This is a genomic window from Gemmobacter aquarius, assembly GCF_003060865.1.
Taxonomy (GTDB): domain Bacteria; phylum Pseudomonadota; class Alphaproteobacteria; order Rhodobacterales; family Rhodobacteraceae; genus Paragemmobacter; species Paragemmobacter aquarius.
This window is the reverse complement of record NZ_CP028918.1, coordinates 3,273,164-3,291,133: the sequence shown is the minus strand read 5'-3', so window position 1 is coordinate 3,291,133 and position 17,970 is coordinate 3,273,164. Positions and strand designations below refer to the sequence as shown.

Below are 17,970 nucleotides of genomic sequence, written 5' to 3'. Positions count from 1 at the left end.
CGTAGGGGCAAGCGGTGGAACGTCTGGCCCGTAGGGTGGGTGCTATGCACCCACCTTTGCCGGGATCAGGCGATGATGTCGGGAATAAGCTGGTCTTCCAGCTTTACGATCTGGTCTTTCAGCGCCAGTTTCTGCTTTTTCAGCCGCCGCAGCGTCAGTTGGTCGGGGCGGCCACCGGTTTCGAGCGCAAAGATCGCCTCGTCCAGATCGCGATGCTCGCGGCGCAGCACCTCGAGCCGGATCCGGAGCATGTCTTCGAAGTTCATCTCGCTGGGCGCGTTCATGGAACCTGCGGAATTGTTGCCCAAGCCCTGCGGGCCTGAGTCGTTTCTGTTTCTGGGAACAGAATACAGCCAAAATGCCGCGTTGCGGGAAGGAATCTGCCACGCTGACGGTCAAAAAACGGCGATTTCCGGCGACTGGCCCCACCGGAGAGGTGCGGCGCAGCCTCTTGCGCGGGCTTTGGCGGCATCCCATATTCATCGGGCGCAGGGGTCGCCATGACGGGGCTTTCGCGCAATGTCGCTTGGACAAAAGGGCATGACCGATGACGAAACTGAGCTTTGGGACACATCCGTTCCTGTTGGGCTTCGAGCAGCTTGAACGGCTGGTCGAACGCACGGCGAAAACCGCCGAGGGCTATCCGCCCTTCAACATCGAAGCCACCTCTGAAAACGCTTATCGCATTACGTTGGCCGTGGCCGGTTTCCGCGAGGAAGACCTGTCGATCACGGTCGAGGATCGCCAACTGGTGATCCGCGGTCGCCAGTCCGATGATATCGGCGAGCGGGTGTTCCTGCACCGTGGCATCGCCGCCCGCGCCTTTCAGCGCAGCTTCGTGCTGGCCGACGGGGTCGAGGTGGCGGGGGCGTCGATGGAACATGGGCTGCTGCACATCGATCTGCGTCGGTCGGTGCCTGAAACGGTGGTGCAGACGATTGCGATCAGTTCGCGCAGCGGTCGGAAATGAGGTGAGAGATGGATACGAAATTCGAAGGCCTGCCTGAAGGCGAAGGCCGAATCGTCTATGTGCGCCCCGTGTTGGTGGCCGACCTGCCCGCTGATGTGCAGGCCCATGCCGGCGGGCTGACCACGATCTATGCCTTGCACGACGAGGACGGCGACCGCCTCGCGCTGGTCAAGGACCGCGCGCTGGCCTTTGTAATTGCACGGGCAAACGACATGGCGCCGGTGAACGTGCATTGAGATTGCACAGTAGGTTTGATTGAGGCGCGGCACATGCCTGCCGAACTTCGGTTTGACGGAAAGCCAGTTGCGGCCGCGCTGCCGCCGCCGCAAGCGGAGCTGGAATGACAAAGCCCCGCATCGCTGCGGGGCTTTGTCGTTTCGGGCGGGCTGCGGGCTTACGCCTTGATCAGACCCATGCTTTCCAGCTTCAGGATCACCTGCTGCGCGCAGTAATCCACGTCCGTGCCTTCGGTGTCGACCACCAGTTCGGCCTTGGTCGGGGCTTCGTAGGGGTCGGAGATGCCGGTGAATTCCTTGATCTTGCCTTCGCGGGCCAGCTTGTACAGGCCCTTGCGGTCGCGGCGTTCGCATTCCTCGATGGAGGTCGCCACATGCACTTCGATGAAGGCGCCGAAGGCTTCGATCATCTCGCGCACGGCGCGGCGGGTGGCGGTGTAGGGCGCGATGGGCGCGCAGATCGCGATGCCGCCGTTCTTGGTGATTTCCGACGCCACATAGCCGATGCGCTTGATGTTGATGTCGCGGTGCTCTTTGGAAAAGCCGAGCTCCGAGGACAGGTGCTTGCGGACCACATCCCCGTCGAGCAGCGTGACGGGGCGGCCGCCCATCTCCATCAGCTTGACCATAAGCGCGTTGGCGATGGTCGATTTGCCCGAACCCGACAGGCCGGTGAAGAAGACGGTAAAGCCCTGTTTCGCACGCGGCGGCGAGGTGCGGCGCAGTTCGGTGACCACTTGCGGAAAGCTGAACCAATCGGGGATATCCAGCCCCTCGCGCAGGCGACGGCGCAGTTCGGTGCCGGAAATATCCAGCACGGTAGACCCTTCCGGCACCTCGTCCACCGGGTAGTATTGCGATTTTTCCTGCACATAGACCATCTGTTTGAAATCGACCATCTCGATGCCGATCTCTTTCTGATGCGCTGCCACCAGCACTTGTGCTGCGTAGGGGTCGTAGAAATCCTTGCCTTGGCTGTTCTTGCCCGGACCGGCATGGTCACGGCCCACGATGAAATGGGTCAACCCGTGGTTCTTGCGGATGATCGCATGCCACAGAGCCTCGCGCGGGCCGCCCATCCGCATGGCGAGGTTGAGAAGCGACAGGTGCGTGGTGGACGCAGGGTATTGGTCAAGCACCGCTTCATAGCAGCGCACGCGGGTGAAGTGGTCGACATCGCCCGGTTTCGTCATGCCCACCACGGGGTGGATCAGCAGGTTAGCCTCGGCCTCGCGCGCGGCGCGGAAGGTCAGTTCCTGATGCGCGCGGTGCAGCGGGTTGCGGGTCTGGAAGGCGACGATGCGGCGCCAGCCCATTTTGCGGAAAAAGGCGCGAAGCTCGTTCGGGGTGTCGCGGCGGGCCTTGAAATCGTAATGCACGGGCGGCTGGATGCCGGTGATCGCGCCGCCGAGGTAAACGGGGCCAGCCACATTGTGCAAATAGTTCACCGCAGGGTGGGCAAGGTCATCGGCTCCGAACACATGTTCGGCTTCCTTGGATTTGTTCGGCACCCATTTGTCGGAAATCGACAGGATGGCAAGGATCACGCCTTCTGCATCGCGCAGGGCGATATCCTGACCGGGGGCCACGGCTTCGGCGAATTTTTCCGACACGTCCAGCGTCACGGGCATCGGCCACAGCGTTCCATCGGCGGTCCGCATGTTTTCGACGGTGCCGTTGTAATCGGCCTCGGACTGGAAACCGCGCAGCGGCGCGAAGCCGCCGTTCATCAGAAGTTCGAGGTCGCAGACCTGACGCGCGGTCAGATCCCATGACGGAAGCTGCGCGGCCTCGACCTTCAGTTTCTGGGCCGAGTCATGCGAGACGTAAAGTTCCGGAATCGGGGCGTGGTTCGAAAGCGTCATGGACGGCCTCTGCTGCATTTTGGCGGGCGGACCCCGCGGTTGCGGCGCGGCTTAGCGGTTTGGCGGGATGATTTCCAGCAATCAAGGATTAAGGGGCTTCAAAAAGGGCGAAAATGCCATAGGCGGGGTCGATTGCGGAACAGGGTTCGCCGTGACCGAAGGGCGCATGAAAGCTGTTCGCGCGCCGGGGGGCGGACCCTGACGCAGGGTCCGCGACGTTTCCTGACGCAGGAAACGCAGGCCGAGGGCAGGATTTCGCGGCGGAATTTTCGTAAAATTCCGGTCAAATTTCTGCGTCAGAAATTTGGTTGGCGGTTCAGTGGCCTGCGAGGAATTTCTCGGCATCCAGCGCGGCCATGCAGCCCATGCCTGCGCTGGTGACGGCCTGGCGGTAGACGTGGTCGGTCAGGTCGCCCGCCGCAAAGACGCCTGCAATCGAGGTGCGGGTGCTGCCCGGTTCGACCACGACATAGCCGCCGTTGTGCAGTTCGAGCTGGTCTTTCACCAGTTCGGAGGCGGGGGCGTGGCCGATGGCGACGAAGAAACCGGCGCAAGGGATGTCTGTCACTTCCCCCGTCAGCACGTTGCGGGCGCGCACGGCGGTCACGCCGGGGGGCGTGGTGTCGCCCAGAACCTCGTCCACCGTGTGGTTCCACAAGACCGACACCTTGGGGTGCTTGAACAGGCGGTCTTGCATGATCTTTTCAGCGCGCAGGCTGTCGCGGCGGTGGATCAGCGTGACCTTCGAGGCGAAGTTGGTGAGGAACAGTGCCTCTTCCACCGCCGTGTTGCCGCCGCCGATCACCACGATTTCCTTGCCACGGTAGAAGAACCCGTCACAGGTGGCGCAGGCCGATACGCCGAAGCCCTTGAATTTCTCTTCGGACGGCAGGCCCAGCCATTTGGCCTGCGCGCCGGTCGCAAGGATCACGGCATCGGCGGTATAGACGGTGCCAGAGTCGGACTGCGCGGTGAAGGGGCGTTTCGAGAGGTCGAGCGACGTGATGTAATCGGTGATGATCTCGGCACCCATGGCGCGGGCATGTTCTTCCATGCGGATCATCAGGTCGGGGCCTTGCACATGGGTGTCGCCGGGCCAGTTCTCGACCTCGGTCGTGATGGTAAGCTGGCCGCCGGGTTGCAAACCTTGGACGAGGATGGGTTCCAGCATGGCGCGGGCGGAATAGACGGCGGCGGTATAGCCTGCGGGACCGGAGCCGATGATCAGAACCCGTGTGTGCCGTGCGTCGCCCATTTTCTTGCCCCTGTCTGTCCCGTCTGTCGGCGCCTGATATATGCCTGACTGCGGGCGGGGGAAGGGCTGCAAGCGCCGGGGTTTCACCCCGGACCCCAGAGTATTTAAGGCAAGGATGAACGGGGGTGGGGGGTGTTTTTATTGCGTGGCGGTGAAACATTGTTGCGCGAAAGATAGGCCGCGCCTACATAGTCGAAAAATCCGGTGCGCCACCGGAGCAAAGGGGACCGCCATGGCCGGATCGAAACTCGACCCTATCGACCGTCAAATTCTTGCCGAGTTGCAGGCGGACGGGCGGATGACGAACGTCGAGCTTGCCAGCCGCGTGGGGATTTCCGCGCCGCCCTGTCTGCGGCGGGTCCGCACGCTGGAAGAGGCAGGCTTTGTGCGCGGCTATCACGCCGATATCGACGCGCGCGAGTTGGGCTTCGAGGTGCAGGTGTTCGCCATGGTGCGGCTGCAAAGCCAGGCCGAGGCAGATCTGGCGATCTTTGAGCAACGCTGCCGCCAGTGGTCGCTGGTGCGCGAGTGTCATATGCTGAACGGCGAGATCGATTTCATCCTGAAATGCGTGGCACCCGATCTGTCGTCGTTCCAGAGTTTCCTGACCGGCGAATTGCTCAAGGCCGAGAATGTGGCGACGGTGAAGACCAGCCTTGTGATCCGCTGCGCCAAGGATGAACCGGGCGTGCCCTTCGATGTGCTGGAAGCGCGGCTGGCAAAGACGGCCTGACCGCCAAACGGATAAGCGGCCCCTGATGGCACGCAGAGGACGCGCCGGGACCGCTTTACCGAAGCAAGACCGGACCCGTCACGTGGCAGATGCTGCCGGTTCGGGTCGACCATGCTGTGAATATGGCAAGCGGGGGCGCTTTCGTCAAATTTTTGCCGCGATTGGTGCGGCTCTGCGGCGGATCGCAGCAATTCGTTTCAATTGTCGCACGGTTGGCGTGCAATCCTTGCGTGTGCGCCGCGAATCGCCGGATGAGCGGGCGCAAATGGCCCGCCGCCGGGTCGCGCTTAGCGGGCGGCCATCGCTACGGGGCGCGGCGCAGGGTTCAGCGCGGCGGGTTTCTTGCGGTTGCCGCGCTGCCACGGCAGGGCGACCTGCGGCTGAAGGCTGGCGGCGATTGCGGATTTGAGCCAGCGGCGGTTCGTCTTCATGGTCGTCTTCCCCAAAGGTGGCACTTGTTCGATGGGGTCAATCTGACGCGGCTTTGCGGCGGGGATTGGGCCGGGATTGTGCATAATAGGGACAGGATGTGGCGCGGGCGGCCCCAATTGTGGCGCGGCCTTTCGCGCAATCCGGCCTGCATTTCTTGGGAAACGATCCGGTTTCCGCCCGGATTGTTGCCGCATTTGCGACAATTCGGCGGCAGGTTACAGGCGGATCGCCGAAATCAGTCGGCCGTAATCGGCCTCGCCCGCGTGGGTCGTGCGGCGGAACGAGAAGAATCGGGCGGGGTCGGCATAGGTGCAGTGCCGCGTCCATTCGGCATGGCCTACGCCAGCGGCCCGCAGGCGCGACAGGCCCAATGCGGGCAGGTCGAACAGCATGCGGTCGCCGGTGCCGTTTGCGAAGTAGCGGGCGTTTTCGGGGGCGTCGGCGGTGAAGGCTTCGAAGAATTCCGGCCCGACCTCGTAATTCCTTTGGCTGATGCAGGGGCCGATCACGGCTGTGATGTCGGCCCGTTTCGCACCCAGCCCCTCCATCGCCTGGACCGTCGCTTCCAGCACCCCGTCGCGGGTGCCGCGCCAACCGGCATGGGCCGCCCCGATCACGCCTGCTTTGGCATCGTGGAACAGCACGGGCTGACAATCGGCCGTCAGGATGCCAAGGGCGATGCCCGGCGTCGCCGTCACGATGGCATCGGCACGGGGCCTGTCGGTGAAGGGTGCCGTGACATGCAGCACATCGGGCGAATGGACCTGATTGACCGACAGAAGGTTTTCGCGCGTCACACCCAGCGCATCGGCGACGCGGGCGCGGTTGATCGCCACCACCTCGGACAGATCCGACGACCCCGGCCCGCAGTTCAGGCCAAAGAAGATGCCCGAAGACGCGCCCCCCTTGCGGGTGAAGAACCCGTGTCTGGCCGTGATCGCATCGGAGGTGATGATTTCAAGCAAGGTCAAATCCGGGCGGGGGCCTATGGCGGGACGGGTGGATGGCGAGGGCTTTGAACAGCGAACCCATTTCCGAAGGATCGGTCAAGCGGCGAGTGGCGGCAAGGTGTGCTGCAAGTGGCGCTCCGGTCAAGCCTTGGGCGAGTTTGCCACTGCGTGCGGCGATGCCGAGGCGGGTGAGCAATTCTCCCTGCGGAATCATGCGGGATGCGCGGGCGGGGGCTGCGGCCTGGGCGAGGGCCTCGAAATCGACATGGGCGGTCAGGTCGGCCTCGCCGGGGGTGGCGAGCGGGTCGGTGAAGCGGTGGTCGCGCAAGGCCTGGAACGTATCGCCCAGCGAGTGCCAGCCGCCGTAATCGACGATGATCGCGGCCCCGCCACGGGCTTCGATCAGGCCCCCGATGCGGGCCATGATCGGGGCGGCGGCGGGCATCAGCTCGACCACGTCGCCGGGGCGGGTGTCGGCTAGACGGTGCGCCAGACGCGCCAGATTGGCGGGTTCGGCGCGGCCGAGGGCCAGAGCATCGCCCGAGAGGCCGACCATGGTTTCGGCCCAGCCCTGCGGGTGGCGGGTGAACTGGCGGATCGGCAGGGCGTCGAAGAATTCGTTGGCAAGCAGGAACAGCGGTGCATCTGGCAGGTCTTGCACGCTGCCCGCCCAAGTGACGGGGCAGGGTGCGGTGCCCAGCCTAAGGCGCTGCACTTCGCGTAAGCTGGCCGAGGCTTCGACCAGCACCACGCTTGCGCCCGCGTGAAAGCCCGGCACGGCGCGGGTGGCGCGCAGCACATCTGCCATCAGCGTACCGCGACCGGGGCCAAGCTCGGCCAGCGTAAAGGGTGCGGGTGCGCCTTGGTCGAGCCATGCCTGCGCGACGCACAGGCCGAGCAGTTCGCCGAACATCTGGCTGATCTCGGGCGCGGTGGTGAAATCGCCGCCCGCGCCAAAAGGGTCGCGCGTGGCGTAATAGCCGTGGTCGGGATGCAGAAGGCATTCGGCCATGTAATCGGCCAGCGTCAGCGGACCCGTGGCCGCGATGCGTCGCGCCAGAAGGCCCGCGAGCGCGGTCATGCCGGGATCGGCCGTTTGGCCCGCATCAGGAACCACAGCCCCGCGAGCACCATCGGCAAGGACAGGATCTGCCCCATGGTCAGCCCGTAGCCGCCGATGTGCAGCACAAGTCCCAAGGGGTTGCCCGCCGTGATGAATTGCGCGTCGGGCTGGCGGACGAATTCGACGGCAAAGCGGGCAAGCCCGTATCCGGCAAGAAACAGGCCCAAGACGCGCCCCGGACGTTTCAGCCAGCCGCCGCGCCAGATGCCCCAGACCAGCATCGCGCCCAGCAGCAACCCTTCGAGCGCCGCTTCGTAAAGCTGCGACGGGTGGCGGGCGCAGATGGTCAGCACGCCCTCGCAGGTTTGCGCGGCCTCGCCGGGGAAGGCGACACCCCATGGCAGGGTGGTCGGGCGGCCCCACAATTCCGCGTTGATGAAGTTGGCGATACGGCCAAGGAACAGGCCGATGGGGGCGGCCACGGCCATCAGGTCGGCAAGGGCCAGCATCGGGATCTTTTCGCGCTTGCAAAAGATCAACCCCGCCACGACGACGCCCAGAAAGCCGCCGTGAAAGGACATGCCGCCTTCCCAGACGCGCAGAACATGCGACGGGTTTTGCAGGAAATAGCCCGGCTGATAGAACAGCACATAGCCCGCCCTGCCGCCAAGGATGACCCCGAGGATCACCCATGTCAGCAGCCGCTCGACCTGATCGGCGGTCACGGGAGCGGGGCCGTCCCACAGTTTGCGGGTGGTGACGATGCGGGTGATCAGCTTCCAGCCCGCCAGAAGCCCGACGATATAGGCCAGCGCATACCAGCGCAGGGCGAATGTCATGCCGCCGATCTCGAACGAAAAGATGTCGGGCGTGATATCGGGAAAGGGAATGTAGGACATGGGGCGCCTGTGCTTGGATGCGGCGGTTTTCGGCAACCGGCGGCGGGAAGTCAACCGTGCGGGAGGGGCGGCTGCTGCCCGCCCCGCTTTTGGCCGCAGGGGGGCGGGCTTGTCCTTCGGGTCGGGTCGGCCCATATAGAACTTCAAGCGAGAGAAAGGTTTTGCCATGCAGACGCGCAACAAGTTCTTCGACGACATGTCGCAGCTTATGACCAATGCGATGGGCGTGGCACAGGGCGCCAAGTCCGAGGCCGAGACGGCGATGAAGGGTCTGGTCGACCGCTGGATGGCGGATCGCGATTTCGTCACGCGTGAGGAATTCGACGCGGTGCGCGCCATGGCCGTCAAGGCGCGCGAGGAAAATGTAGCCCTCGAGGCACGGCTTGCGGTGCTCGAGGCAAAGCTTTCCGAGGTGGCGAAGCCGGCCAAGAAGAAAGACGCCTGATCGCGGCCCGAACGGTGGCCCGAACGGTGGCCCGAACGGCCCGCGCTTGCGTTGGCAAGGCCGCCGAGCGGGGGTTCGATACCCCCCGAGGCGGCGGCTGATCGGGAGTCATCGGTTGGCGGGCTGGTGCGCGGGCGGAAAGCCTTCGCGCATCAGGCGCATCAACTCGGCGAAATCCAGCGGCTTTTGCATCACCAGATTAGCCCCCGCTGCGCGGAACCGGGCCATTTCCTCGCCTACCACGGCGGCGGTCAGGCCGACCACGGGGCGGTCATAGCCTTGCTGGCGCAACTGCCTGACCAGATCGTCGCCGTCGAGTTCGGGCATGAAAAGATCGGTGATGATGACATCGGGTTGCTGTTCCTTGACCATGGCAAGCGCGCTCAGGCCGTTCTCGGCGACCCGCACCGTTGCGCGCAGGCGTTCCAGCCGCGCCTTGGTCACTTCGGCCACCAAGGGGTTGTCTTCGGCCAGAACAACCGTCCAGGGCGCATCGGCCGGTCTGGCCACCGAGGGCTTTCGCGCTTCGGCCTTCGGGCTGCCTGCCGTGTCGGCAAAGACCTCGGGCAGGCGCAGCACATAGCCCGCGCCGCCGCGCAGGGGTTGGTAATGTTGCAGCGTGCCGCCCAGCATCTCGGCTGACTGGCGGGCGATGAACAGGCCCAGACCGCTGCCATCGGCCGAGCGGCGCGGGTCGTCCTGTCCGCCCCGTTCGAAGGGCTGGAACAGCCGGTCCACCTGATCTGGGAGGATGCCTACGCCATTGTCCTCGACCTGCCACTGGCTGGTGGGCGCACCATCGGGTGTCGCCGCGGGCTGGCCCGAAAAACTGAGCCGGACCGTCGTGCCGCGGCTGTGGATCACCGCGTTCCGCATCAGGTTCGACAGGGCCTGACGCAGCCGCATCACATCGCCCACCCGCGCCTTGCCGGAACCTGCCCCCAGGGCGACGGTCAGGGCGATGCCATGCTCGTTTGCCGTCAGCTCCAGCATGTTTCGCAGACTTTCGGCCAGTTCGGCGGGCACATAGGAAACCTTCGTGACCGGCAGGTTCTTTTCGGGGTTCACCGTCTGGCGCATGTCGGCCAGCACCGACAGCAACTGGTCGGCCGCTTCGCGCATCTGCCGGATCAGACGGGGCTTGTCGGTCGCGTCGGACAGGTCGTCGATCAGGATCGACATCACCGATGCAGGGGTTCGCAATTCGTGGCTGACGATCGAGAAAAGCTGGCGCTGCCGTTCCTGCCGCGTCGACAACTCGTCCAGCGTTTCGCGCAGATGCGCTTCGCGGTCCTCGGCCTCGGTCACGTCGAGCAGGATGCCGTAGGCGACGATATCGCCCGTGGGCGAGGTGTCGGACCAGACAAAGGCCCGTAGCACCGGTCCCGACACCGTATGCAGTTTAAGGTCGCGCGCAGGGGCGACGCCGGGCAGCATCACCCGCATCAGGGCTGCCGCGCCATCGACATCGAGAGAGGCCCGCAGTGCATCGATCCTGCCTTCGGCGGGCAGGGAAAGCATCCGTTCGGCGGCATCATCCAGACGGAAGCGGCCGGTTGCGCGGTTCATGGCGAACAGTCCCACTCCCGCAAAGTCGCGGGCGCGGTTCAGCTTGCGGATGGCGGCGTCTTTCTGCGCGATGACATGTCCGGTCTGGCTTTTGATCGGAATCACGACGAGCAGCAGCGCCAGCGCAAGGATCGAGTAGCGTTCAAGCGTGATCAGCGTCGGATCGGTGCTGATACGGTCGATCAGGAATTCGCCTGTCAGCGCGGCATAGACCGCGATTCCGCCGAGCGAGCCGAACAGCCCGATGCGGATCGGCAGGATCAGCACGACCAGAAGGGCGAGCACCAGCACGTCGATCATCGGATAGAGCACGAAACCCTGCCCCTGCGCGAGTGTCAGAAGCGGAAACAGCACCACGACCCCGACGGTCGGCAAAAGATGCTCTTTGCGCGGGTATTCGATTGTCGCCAGCAGGAAGGCGGCCACCACCGCGCAGCCGCGCAGATTTCGGATCATGGCGAGTTCGAAGAAATCCGCATCGAACCCCAGCGCTGTGCGGACAGGTTCTGCCAATGACAGGAAGAATTGAGAGGTGACATAGATCTGCAATGCCCCGACCAGGCCGAAGATCACATAGGACGCAAGGCTGAGGAACAGGTCGGCCGCATGGGCGCGCAGCCTTGGCCGCGCCAGAACAAAGACCGTGCGGTAAAGCAGGGCGACAAGAATGCCGAAGACCAGATTGATGCCGAAAAGCTGGATGATCACATCCGGCGTCATGTCGGCGATATCGTGCCACGGCACGGCGTTGGTCAGGGGTTGGTAGAAGGGATAGAGAAACAAGACCAGATAGGCGACGACCGGAACCCAGAACAGCCGCAGCGGATAGAAGAAAAAGCCGAGGATGATCGTGAAATGCGCGACATGCGGCGTCAGGTTCACTGCGGGCAGGTTCTGGCCGTGCATGCCGGCCCCCGCCGACATCAGCACGGTCCACAGCGCCGCCACGGCAAAACAGCAGCAGGAATAGAACCACGGCTCGGCATCGACGGCCCGCCGGATCGCCATGAAGCGCGACCGCTCGAAATCGCGGAACACATAGGCTTCGCCTGTTTCGCGGCGCGAGCCTGTCGTCGTTTGCGGCGGAAAGAACGATTGCATCTTGGAACTCGTGACCTTTGCACTGGTTTAGTCCAATCGGGCAGTCTGCACAGTACTCCTTTAGGTCATAACCGCCGAGGCATGGGGATGAAGCACCCATCGCCGCCGGAAGAACAGGGGTGCGATTTTGTCCACAGAAGATTGGCGCAGAAATAACTTTACAGGCTTTCGCTTTGCGATCACCATATTTAGTGTGGTTTCAGTCTGGCAAACGCTGAAACTTGCGAGACTCCCAGCTTCTTGTGGGTCATGGCCCGCCAGAGGCCCCTATCATGAGGCCGGGTAAATGTCGCTTTCCGAAGACTATTTCTCAACCGACGATCTGCATCCCATCGACATCGTCGAGACGCTGGCCGAGCACCATGAATGGGAGTTCGACCGCGTGACCGACGACCAGATCGCCATGTCGGTCGAAGGGCAGTGGCGCACCTATTCGCTGACGCTGGCATGGTCGCGGCAGGATGAGACGCTGCGCCTGATCTGTACCTTTGAAATGGAGCCTCCGACCGAGCGGATGGGCCAGTTGTACGAGGTGCTGAACCGCGCCAACGACATGGTCTGGACGGGTGCGTTCACCTATTGGGAAGAGCAAAAGCTGATGGTCTGGCGCTATGGTCTGCCGCTTTCGGGCGGGCAGGCGGCGAACCCCGACCAGATCGACCGGCTGATCGCCAGCGCGGTGATGGCCGCCGAACGCTTTTACCCCGCCTTCCAACTTGTCGCATGGGCGGGGCAAGCGCCTGTCGATGCGATGAAGGTCGCCATTGCCGAGGCTTACGGGCGCGCCTAGTCTGCCGCCCGAAATGGGGGGCGGATATGCTGGAACAGGTGGCCCGTGACGGGCTGGTGCTTTTGGGCTGTGGCAAGATGGGTTCGGCCCTGTTGACTGGCTGGCTGGCGGCGGGTGTGCCTCCGTCCTCGGTCTGGGTCATCGAACCGACCCCTTCGGATTGGCTGAAAGCGAGCGGTGTGCATCTGAACGCTGGCGTTCCGCCTGCGCCTGCGGTGGCGCTGCTGGCGGTCAAGCCGCAGATGATGGGCGCGGCATTGCCTGCGCTGGTGGCGCTGGGCAACGGGACCACGCTGTTCATCTCGATCGCGGCGGGAACGACGATTGCGGCCTTCGAGGCGGTGCTGGGCGCGCAGACCCCCATCGTGCGGACCATGCCGAACACGCCCGCCATGGTGAACCGTGGCATCACCGCGCTGTGCCGCAACGGCCATGTGACCAATGCGGGCATGGATGTGGCCGTGGCGCTTATGGCGGCGGTGGGCGAGACGGTCATCCTTGACGGCGAACACCAGATCGACGCGGTGACGGGGGTTTCGGGGTCTGGTCCGGCTTATGTGTTCCACCTGATCGAGGCGATGGCGGCAGCCGGGCAGGCCGAGGGCCTGTCGCCCGACGTGGCGATGCGGCTGGCGCGGGCCACGGTCTGCGGTGCGGGGGAGCTGGCCTTTCGGTCGGGTGACAGCGCGGCGCAGCTGCGGGTGAACGTGACATCTCCGGGCGGAACCACGGCGGCGGCTTTGGCCGTGCTGATGGACAGCGAAAGCGGCTTTCCGGCCTTGCTGGCCAAGGCGGTCAAGGCGGCGGCAGATCGCGGGCGGGAGCTGGGCAAGTGACGATCACCTATGATGATTTCCAGAAGGTCGATATCCGCGTGGGCGTCATCACCCGTGCCGAACCCTTCCCCGAGGCGCGCAAACCCGCGATCAAGCTGTGGGTCGATTTCGGCGGCGAGATCGGGGAAAAGCGGTCATCGGCCCAGATAACGGTGCATTACAAGCCTGAAGACCTGGTCGGGCGGCAGGTGCTGGCAGTGGTGAATTTCCCGCCCCGCCAGATCGGCAAGGTGATGTCGGAAGTGCTGGTGCTGGGCGTGCCCGATGCGGCGGGCGAGGTTGTGCTGATCGGACCGGGGCACGCCGTGCCCTTGGGCGGGAGGTTGTTCTGATGAAACTGCTGATCACACGGCCCATGCCCGACAAGGTGCTTGCAGCCGCAAAGGCGCGGTTCGACGTGACCCTGCGGAACGATCACGCAGTGCTGTCGGCAGAGGAACTGCGCGCCGCCTTGCGCGATTACGATGTGGTGATGCCGACGCTGGGCGACCGGTTTCAGGCCGATGTCTTTGCCGATGTGCCAAGCCCCCGCGCCACGCTGCTGGCGAATTTCGGCGTGGGCTACAACCATATCGACGTTGCGGCGGCACAGGCGGCGGGGATTGCGGTCACCAATACTCCGGGTGCCGTGACCGATGCGACTGCCGATATCGCGCTGTCGCTGATCCTGATGACCGCGCGGCGCTTGGGCGAGGGCGAGCGGATGCTGCGGGCGGGGCAATGGGGCGGCTGGGGTCCGACGCAGATGCTGGGCGCGCATGTCACCGGCAAGACCGTGGGCATCATCGGCATGGGGCGGATCGGCAAGGCGATTGCGCGGCGCTGCCATTTCGGCTTCGGGATGGAGGTGCTGTTCCACAACCGCTCGGCGGTGGCGGATGCGGGAGTTCCGGCGCGGCAGGTGCCGCTGGAGCAGGCGATGGCGGCGGATTTCGTGGTGGTGGCCGTGCCGGGGGGGCCTGCGACGCATCATCTGATCGGGGCGCAGGCTTTTGGCGCGATGAAACCGACGGGGTTCTTCATCAACATCGCACGGGGCGATGTGGTGGACGAGGCGGCGCTGGTCGTGGCCCTGACCGAGGGGCGGATCGCGGGGGCGGGGCTTGATGTTTACGAGTTCGAGCCAAAGGTGCCCGCGGCGTTGATGGCGCTTGAGAACGTGACGCTGCTGCCGCATCTGGGGACCGCCTGTCTGGAAGTGCGCGAAAACATGGGGCTGATGGCGGTCGACAACCTGATCGCGCATCTGGACGGGCGCGCGTTGCCGAACCGCGTGTGACAGGGGGCGACGGTGATCTATTCGCCCAGCCGTCGCTTCGTCTTTATCCATATCCCCAAGACGGGCGGCACTGCTCTGGCGCTGGCCTTGGAGGCGCGGGCGCGGGCCGATGACGTGCTGGTCGGCGATACGCCGAAAGCGATGCAGCGGCGTGGCCGGCAAAAGGCGCTGCGCGTGGCAGGGCGCTTGTGGAAGCATTCCACGCTGGCCGATCTGGAGGGGCTGTTGCCGCCCCATGACGGGCTGTTCACGCTGACGCTGGTTCGCAATCCGTGGGACCGGATGGTCAGCTATTACCACTGGCTGCGCGGGCAAAGCTTTGCCCATCCGGCGGTGGGACTGGCCAAGACGCATGATTTCAGCGGGTTCCTGAACCATCCGCTGACGCGCACCAGCATCAGCCTTTGGCCCTATACCGCCTATATGCGCGATGCGGCGGGGGTCGAGCACTGTTCGCTTTACGCGCGGCTGGAACGGCTGGACGAGGATATCGCGCCCTTCGAGGCGCATCTGGGGTTTCGTCTTGGCACAGTAGCGCGGGCCAACGCATCGGCGCGTCCTGCCGATTGGCGACCCGCCTATTCCGATGCCGATGCCGCCTTGGTCGCGGACCTCTGCGCTGTGGATATCGCCCGCTTCGGCTATGCCTTCGACGGGCTTGCCTGACCCAAAAGGGGGCCGTCTGCCCCCTCGTCGCGTGCCGCGCCTCACCCCCGAGAGTATTTGGGCAAGGGTGAAACGCAGTCCTGCCCTTTCACCCTTGTAAAAATACTCGTCTTGCTTCGGCATGGCAAAGGCGGGCGATTGCAAACCCGACGTTCGCCCCCTCCCCCCGGGGGGGAGGGCCGGGGTGGGGGTGTCAGGCGGCTTTGGCGAAGCGGGTGTAGAAGGCCTCGCCCTTCGTGGCCATCTCGACGAGCAGTCGGGGGGCGGTGAAGCGAGGGCCGTACTTTGCCGTGAGCGTTTCGCAGATTTCCACCGCGCGGGGGGCGCCGATCATGTCGAGCCATGCGAAGGGGCCGCCCGACCATGGTGCAAAGCCCCAGCCGAGGATCGCGCCCACGTCACCTTCGCGGATGTCGGTCAGCACGCCGTGCTGCAAGGCGCGGACGGCTTCCAAGGTTTGCGCCATCAGTAGGCGGTGCTGCACCTCGGTCAGGTCGGGTTGGGTTTCGGCTGATGGGTAGCGGTCGGTCAGGCCGTGCCACAGCCCTTCGCGCTTGCCCGCCGCGTCATAGGCGTAAAAGCCTGCATTGGCCTTTTTGCCCATGCGGCCCTGATCGGCCAGCCAGAAGAGCACGTCATCCACCGCCCCATCGGGATAGGCGTCACCCAGTGCCGCGCGGGTCGCCTTGGCGATTTTCACGCCAAGGTCGATCGAGGTTTCATCGACCAGCTGCAGGGGGCCAAGCGGCATGCCGACCATGCGGGCGGCGTTTTCCACCAGCGCGGGTTCCACGCCTTCGGCCACCATGCGGATGCCTTCGTTCAGGTAGGGGATGATGCAGCGGTTGGCGTAGAAAAAGCGCGCATCGTTCACCACGATGGGGGTCTTGCGGATTTGCCGCACGAAATCGAGCGCCTTGGCCACCGCCTCGTCGCCGGTTTCCTTGCCGCGGATGATTTCGACAAGGTTCATCTTGTCGACGGGCGAGAAGAAATGGATGCCGATGAAGCGGTCTGGCCTTGTGCTGGCGCGGGCAAGGCCGGTGATCGGCAGGGTCGAGGTGTTGGTTGCAAAGATCGCGCCCGTCACGGCTTCGGCGCGGGCAGTGACTTCGGCCTTTACGGCGGGGTCCTCATAGACGGCTTCCACGATCAGGTCACATGGCGATAGTGCCGCATAATCGGTGGTGGCGGTGATGCGCGCCAGAACTTCGGCCTTTTTCTCGGGCGTCACCTTGCGCCGCGCGATGCCCTTGTCGAGCAGGCTTTCGGAATGGGCGCGGCCCCGGTCGGCGGCGTCTTGGGTGGCGTCGATCAAAGTCACCGTGATGCCGGCAAGGGCTGCGACATGGGCAATCCCTGCCCCCATCATGCCCGCCCCCAGCACGCCAAGGTGGCGCACCGATTGGTCGGCAAGGCGCGGCCGGTTCGCGCCTTTTTCAAGCGCCTCTTTGTTGATGAACAAGGACCGGATCATCGCGCTGGAGGACGGGTTGAGGAGGATGGAGGTAAAGTGCCGCGCCTCGATCTTCAGCGCCACATCAAAGGGGACAAGCGCGCCTTCGTAAGCCGCCGACAGCAGCGCGCGGGCGGCGGGGTAGACGCCCATCGTCTTGCCCATCACCATGGCCGAAGCCCCGACAAAGGTCATGAAACCTGCGGGATGGAACGGAGCGCCGCCGGGCATCTTGTAGCCCTTGTCGTCCCATGGTTTCACCAGATCGGCGTCCTTGGCTTGCAGCACCCATTCCTTGGCGCGGGCGAGCAGGTCTTGCGGGGCGACCACCTCGTCGATCAGGCCGTTCATCTTGGCGGCCTTGGGGTCCGACAGCTTGCCTTCCAGCAGGAAGGGCGCTGCGGCCATCGCGCCGAGCTTGCGGATAAGCCGCGTCGTGCCGCCCGCGCCGGGGAAGATGCCGACCAATATCTCGGGCAGGCCGATCTTGGCCTTTGCGTTGTCGGCGGCGATGATGCGGTGGCAGGCGAGCGGGATTTCCAGCCCGATGCCAAGCGCCGTGCCGGGCAGGGCCGCGACGACAGGCTTTGCGCCCTTGCGGGTTTTCGCATCCATGCCGGCCCGTTCGATCTTGCGTAGGATGCGGTGCATGTCCATCACGCCGTCGAAGATGGCCGCAGCCCCGCCCGCCCGCATCTGGGCAATCACGTTCAGGTCCATCCCGCCCGCGAAATCGGGCTTGGCCGAGGTGAGGATGATCCCCCTTACCGCCGGATCGGCCAGCGCCGCATCAAAGGCCGTGTCAAGCTCGGCAAGTGCTGCAAGCGACAGGACGTTCATCGACTTGGCCGCCACATCCCATGTGATCGTGGCCACGCCGTCGGCATCGGTGGACAGGGTGAAATCGGTCATGGCGTTTCCTTTATCAGGCGGCCGTCGCGGCGCAGATAGCGGCGGGCGGTTCCGGATTTTTCGGTGATCAGGTCGTGGTCGCTGTAATGGATGCGGTCGGTCGCGGCGCGGGTGCCGATCACGAGGTAGCGGGCGGGGCGGTCCGAGCGGTTGTCGAGACGGTGGCCAACCGCAAGCCCCGCAGGCCAAGCCGCCGCATCGCCGGGGCCGAGCGGGGTTTCGCCGTCTTCGACAAGCACGACATGGCCGTCGATCATGTAGATGAATTCGTCCTCATCCTCGTGCCAGTGGCGGTGGCCTGACCGGCTGCCGGGGGGCAATTCCTCGATGAAGGCGCCGAACTGTGTAAGGCCGCCGGGGTCGGACAGAAGCTGGTAACGGTAAGGGCCGCAGCCGCCGCCAAGCACGGGGTGCACAGGGTCGGGCTCGTCCTGCCAAGCGGACCGGATCAGCCCTGCGGGCAGGCCGTGGCGGCTGTGGGCGGGCAAATGGCTGTCGGCTTCGGTCGCCACA

At 64.7% G+C, this 17,970-nt stretch carries 19 protein-coding genes; 9 read left to right on the top strand and 10 right to left on the bottom strand.

Going from position 1 to position 17,970, the window contains the following annotated elements; genetic code table 11:
• Window positions 1-65: 65 nt before the first annotated feature.
• A complete protein-coding gene (locus tag HYN69_RS15855) occupies window positions 66-284 on the bottom strand; it encodes a YdcH family protein (RefSeq protein WP_108436596.1) in 219 nt (72 codons plus the stop codon).
• Window positions 285-547: 263 nt separating this feature from the next.
• Between HYN69_RS15855 and HYN69_RS15850 the strand changes: the two genes are divergently transcribed.
• Window positions 548-970, top strand: a complete 423-nt coding sequence (locus HYN69_RS15850; RefSeq protein WP_108436595.1) for an Hsp20 family protein — start codon at window positions 548-550, stop codon at window positions 968-970.
• Window positions 971-978: 8 nt separating this feature from the next.
• Window positions 979-1,206, top strand: a complete 228-nt coding sequence (locus tag HYN69_RS15845; RefSeq protein WP_108436594.1) for a DUF1150 family protein — start codon at window positions 979-981, stop codon at window positions 1,204-1,206.
• A 158-nt stretch (window positions 1,207-1,364) separates the two neighbouring features.
• Here HYN69_RS15845 and HYN69_RS15840 read toward each other — a convergent pair whose 3' ends face one another.
• Window positions 1,365-3,071: a bifunctional sulfate adenylyltransferase/adenylylsulfate kinase gene (locus tag HYN69_RS15840; protein WP_108436593.1), complete on the bottom strand. Its 1,707-nt coding sequence runs from the start codon at window positions 3,069-3,071 to the stop codon at window positions 1,365-1,367.
• A 316-nt stretch (window positions 3,072-3,387) separates the two neighbouring features.
• On the bottom strand, window positions 3,388-4,326 hold the full coding sequence (gene trxB / locus HYN69_RS15835) for a thioredoxin-disulfide reductase (protein WP_108436592.1): 939 nt from the start codon (window positions 4,324-4,326) through the stop codon (window positions 3,388-3,390).
• Between the two features lie 232 nt (window positions 4,327-4,558).
• Here trxB and HYN69_RS15830 point away from each other — a divergent pair, with 232 nt between their 5' ends.
• On the top strand, window positions 4,559-5,059 hold the full coding sequence (locus tag HYN69_RS15830) for an Lrp/AsnC family transcriptional regulator (RefSeq protein WP_108436591.1): 501 nt from the start codon (window positions 4,559-4,561) through the stop codon (window positions 5,057-5,059).
• 287 nt (window positions 5,060-5,346) lie between these two features.
• Here the strand turns inward: HYN69_RS15830 and HYN69_RS20675 are convergent, their stop codons facing one another.
• The 4 genes from HYN69_RS20675 to lgt all read right to left on the bottom strand — a co-directional run bounded on the left by HYN69_RS20675 (window position 5,347) and on the right by lgt (window position 8,403).
• A complete protein-coding gene (locus HYN69_RS20675) occupies window positions 5,347-5,490 on the bottom strand; it encodes a hypothetical protein (protein WP_159082503.1) in 144 nt (47 codons plus the stop codon).
• Window positions 5,491-5,706: 216 nt separating this feature from the next.
• On the bottom strand, window positions 5,707-6,456 hold the full coding sequence (gene pgeF, locus HYN69_RS15825; protein WP_108437260.1) for a peptidoglycan editing factor PgeF: 750 nt from the start codon (window positions 6,454-6,456) through the stop codon (window positions 5,707-5,709).
• Window positions 6,449-7,522 carry a class I SAM-dependent methyltransferase gene (locus HYN69_RS15820; protein WP_108436590.1) on the bottom strand — a complete coding sequence of 358 codons (1,074 nt, stop codon included), beginning with the start codon at window positions 7,520-7,522 and terminating at the stop codon, window positions 6,449-6,451. Before HYN69_RS15820 ends, pgeF begins: the two co-directional genes overlap by 8 nt.
• Window positions 7,519-8,403, bottom strand: coding sequence for a prolipoprotein diacylglyceryl transferase (lgt, locus tag HYN69_RS15815; RefSeq protein WP_108436589.1), 885 nt, complete (start codon window positions 8,401-8,403; stop codon window positions 7,519-7,521). Before lgt ends, HYN69_RS15820 begins: the two co-directional genes overlap by 4 nt.
• A gap of 166 nt (window positions 8,404-8,569) precedes the next feature.
• Here lgt and HYN69_RS15810 point away from each other — a divergent pair, with 166 nt between their 5' ends.
• Window positions 8,570-8,848 carry an accessory factor UbiK family protein gene (locus HYN69_RS15810; protein ID WP_108436588.1) on the top strand — a complete coding sequence of 93 codons (279 nt, stop codon included), beginning with the start codon at window positions 8,570-8,572 and terminating at the stop codon, window positions 8,846-8,848.
• 108 nt (window positions 8,849-8,956) lie between these two features.
• Here HYN69_RS15810 and HYN69_RS15805 read toward each other — a convergent pair whose 3' ends face one another.
• A complete protein-coding gene (locus HYN69_RS15805) occupies window positions 8,957-11,518 on the bottom strand; it encodes a response regulator (RefSeq protein ID WP_108436587.1) in 2,562 nt (853 codons plus the stop codon).
• 286 nt (window positions 11,519-11,804) lie between these two features.
• On the opposite strand from HYN69_RS15805, the gene HYN69_RS15800 reads away from it, so the two are divergent.
• The 5 genes from HYN69_RS15800 to HYN69_RS15780 are packed head-to-tail and all read left to right on the top strand — an operon-like array spanning window position 11,805 to window position 15,089.
• Entirely contained in the window at window positions 11,805-12,308 is a 504-nt protein-coding gene (locus tag HYN69_RS15800) for a type III secretion system chaperone family protein (protein WP_108436586.1), read from the top strand.
• A 26-nt stretch (window positions 12,309-12,334) separates the two neighbouring features.
• Window positions 12,335-13,144, top strand: a complete 810-nt coding sequence (gene proC, locus HYN69_RS15795) for a pyrroline-5-carboxylate reductase (protein WP_108436585.1) — start codon at window positions 12,335-12,337, stop codon at window positions 13,142-13,144.
• Entirely contained in the window at window positions 13,141-13,476 is a 336-nt protein-coding gene (locus tag HYN69_RS15790; RefSeq protein ID WP_174213631.1) for a tRNA-binding protein, read from the top strand. Before proC ends, HYN69_RS15790 begins: the two co-directional genes overlap by 4 nt.
• Window positions 13,476-14,423: a 2-hydroxyacid dehydrogenase gene (locus tag HYN69_RS15785; RefSeq protein ID WP_108436584.1), complete on the top strand. Its 948-nt coding sequence runs from the start codon at window positions 13,476-13,478 to the stop codon at window positions 14,421-14,423. Before HYN69_RS15790 ends, HYN69_RS15785 begins: the two co-directional genes overlap by 1 nt.
• A gap of 12 nt (window positions 14,424-14,435) precedes the next feature.
• Entirely contained in the window at window positions 14,436-15,089 is a 654-nt protein-coding gene (locus tag HYN69_RS15780) for a sulfotransferase family 2 domain-containing protein (RefSeq protein WP_108436583.1), read from the top strand.
• 193 nt (window positions 15,090-15,282) lie between these two features.
• Here the strand turns inward: HYN69_RS15780 and HYN69_RS15775 are convergent, their stop codons facing one another.
• Window positions 15,283-17,457, bottom strand: a complete 2,175-nt coding sequence (locus HYN69_RS15775; RefSeq protein WP_108436582.1) for a 3-hydroxyacyl-CoA dehydrogenase NAD-binding domain-containing protein — start codon at window positions 17,455-17,457, stop codon at window positions 15,283-15,285.
• Window positions 17,454-17,969 (bottom strand): cupin domain-containing protein, encoded by a 516-nt coding sequence (locus HYN69_RS15770; protein ID WP_230426571.1) that lies wholly within the window; start codon window positions 17,967-17,969, stop codon window positions 17,454-17,456. The genes HYN69_RS15775 and HYN69_RS15770 overlap by 4 nt, the downstream gene beginning before the upstream one ends.
• Window position 17,970: the final 1 nt, after the last annotated feature.

Excerpts from the sequence above, each read along its gene's own strand:
- HYN69_RS15855 (WP_108436596.1), bottom strand. The coding sequence starts at position 284 with ATGAACGCGCCCAGCGAGATGAACTTCGAAGACATGCTCCGGATCCGG.
- HYN69_RS15850 (WP_108436595.1), top strand. The coding sequence starts at position 548 with ATGACGAAACTGAGCTTTGGGACACATCCGTTCCTGTTGGGCTTCGAG.
- HYN69_RS15845 (WP_108436594.1), top strand. The coding sequence starts at position 979 with ATGGATACGAAATTCGAAGGCCTGCCTGAAGGCGAAGGCCGAATCGTC.
- HYN69_RS15840 (WP_108436593.1), bottom strand. The coding sequence starts at position 3,071 with ATGACGCTTTCGAACCACGCCCCGATTCCGGAACTTTACGTCTCGCAT.
- trxB (WP_108436592.1), bottom strand. The coding sequence starts at position 4,326 with ATGGGCGACGCACGGCACACACGGGTTCTGATCATCGGCTCCGGTCCC.
- HYN69_RS15830 (WP_108436591.1), top strand. The coding sequence starts at position 4,559 with ATGGCCGGATCGAAACTCGACCCTATCGACCGTCAAATTCTTGCCGAG.
- HYN69_RS20675 (WP_159082503.1), bottom strand. The coding sequence starts at position 5,490 with ATGAAGACGAACCGCCGCTGGCTCAAATCCGCAATCGCCGCCAGCCTT.
- HYN69_RS15820 (WP_108436590.1), bottom strand. The coding sequence starts at position 7,522 with ATGACCGCGCTCGCGGGCCTTCTGGCGCGACGCATCGCGGCCACGGGT.
- lgt (WP_108436589.1), bottom strand. The coding sequence starts at position 8,403 with ATGTCCTACATTCCCTTTCCCGATATCACGCCCGACATCTTTTCGTTC.
- HYN69_RS15810 (WP_108436588.1), top strand. The coding sequence starts at position 8,570 with ATGCAGACGCGCAACAAGTTCTTCGACGACATGTCGCAGCTTATGACC.
- HYN69_RS15805 (WP_108436587.1), bottom strand. The coding sequence starts at position 11,518 with ATGCAATCGTTCTTTCCGCCGCAAACGACGACAGGCTCGCGCCGCGAA.
- HYN69_RS15800 (WP_108436586.1), top strand. The coding sequence starts at position 11,805 with ATGTCGCTTTCCGAAGACTATTTCTCAACCGACGATCTGCATCCCATC.
- proC (WP_108436585.1), top strand. The coding sequence starts at position 12,335 with ATGCTGGAACAGGTGGCCCGTGACGGGCTGGTGCTTTTGGGCTGTGGC.
- HYN69_RS15785 (WP_108436584.1), top strand. The coding sequence starts at position 13,476 with ATGAAACTGCTGATCACACGGCCCATGCCCGACAAGGTGCTTGCAGCC.
- HYN69_RS15775 (WP_108436582.1), bottom strand. The coding sequence starts at position 17,457 with ATGACCGATTTCACCCTGTCCACCGATGCCGACGGCGTGGCCACGATC.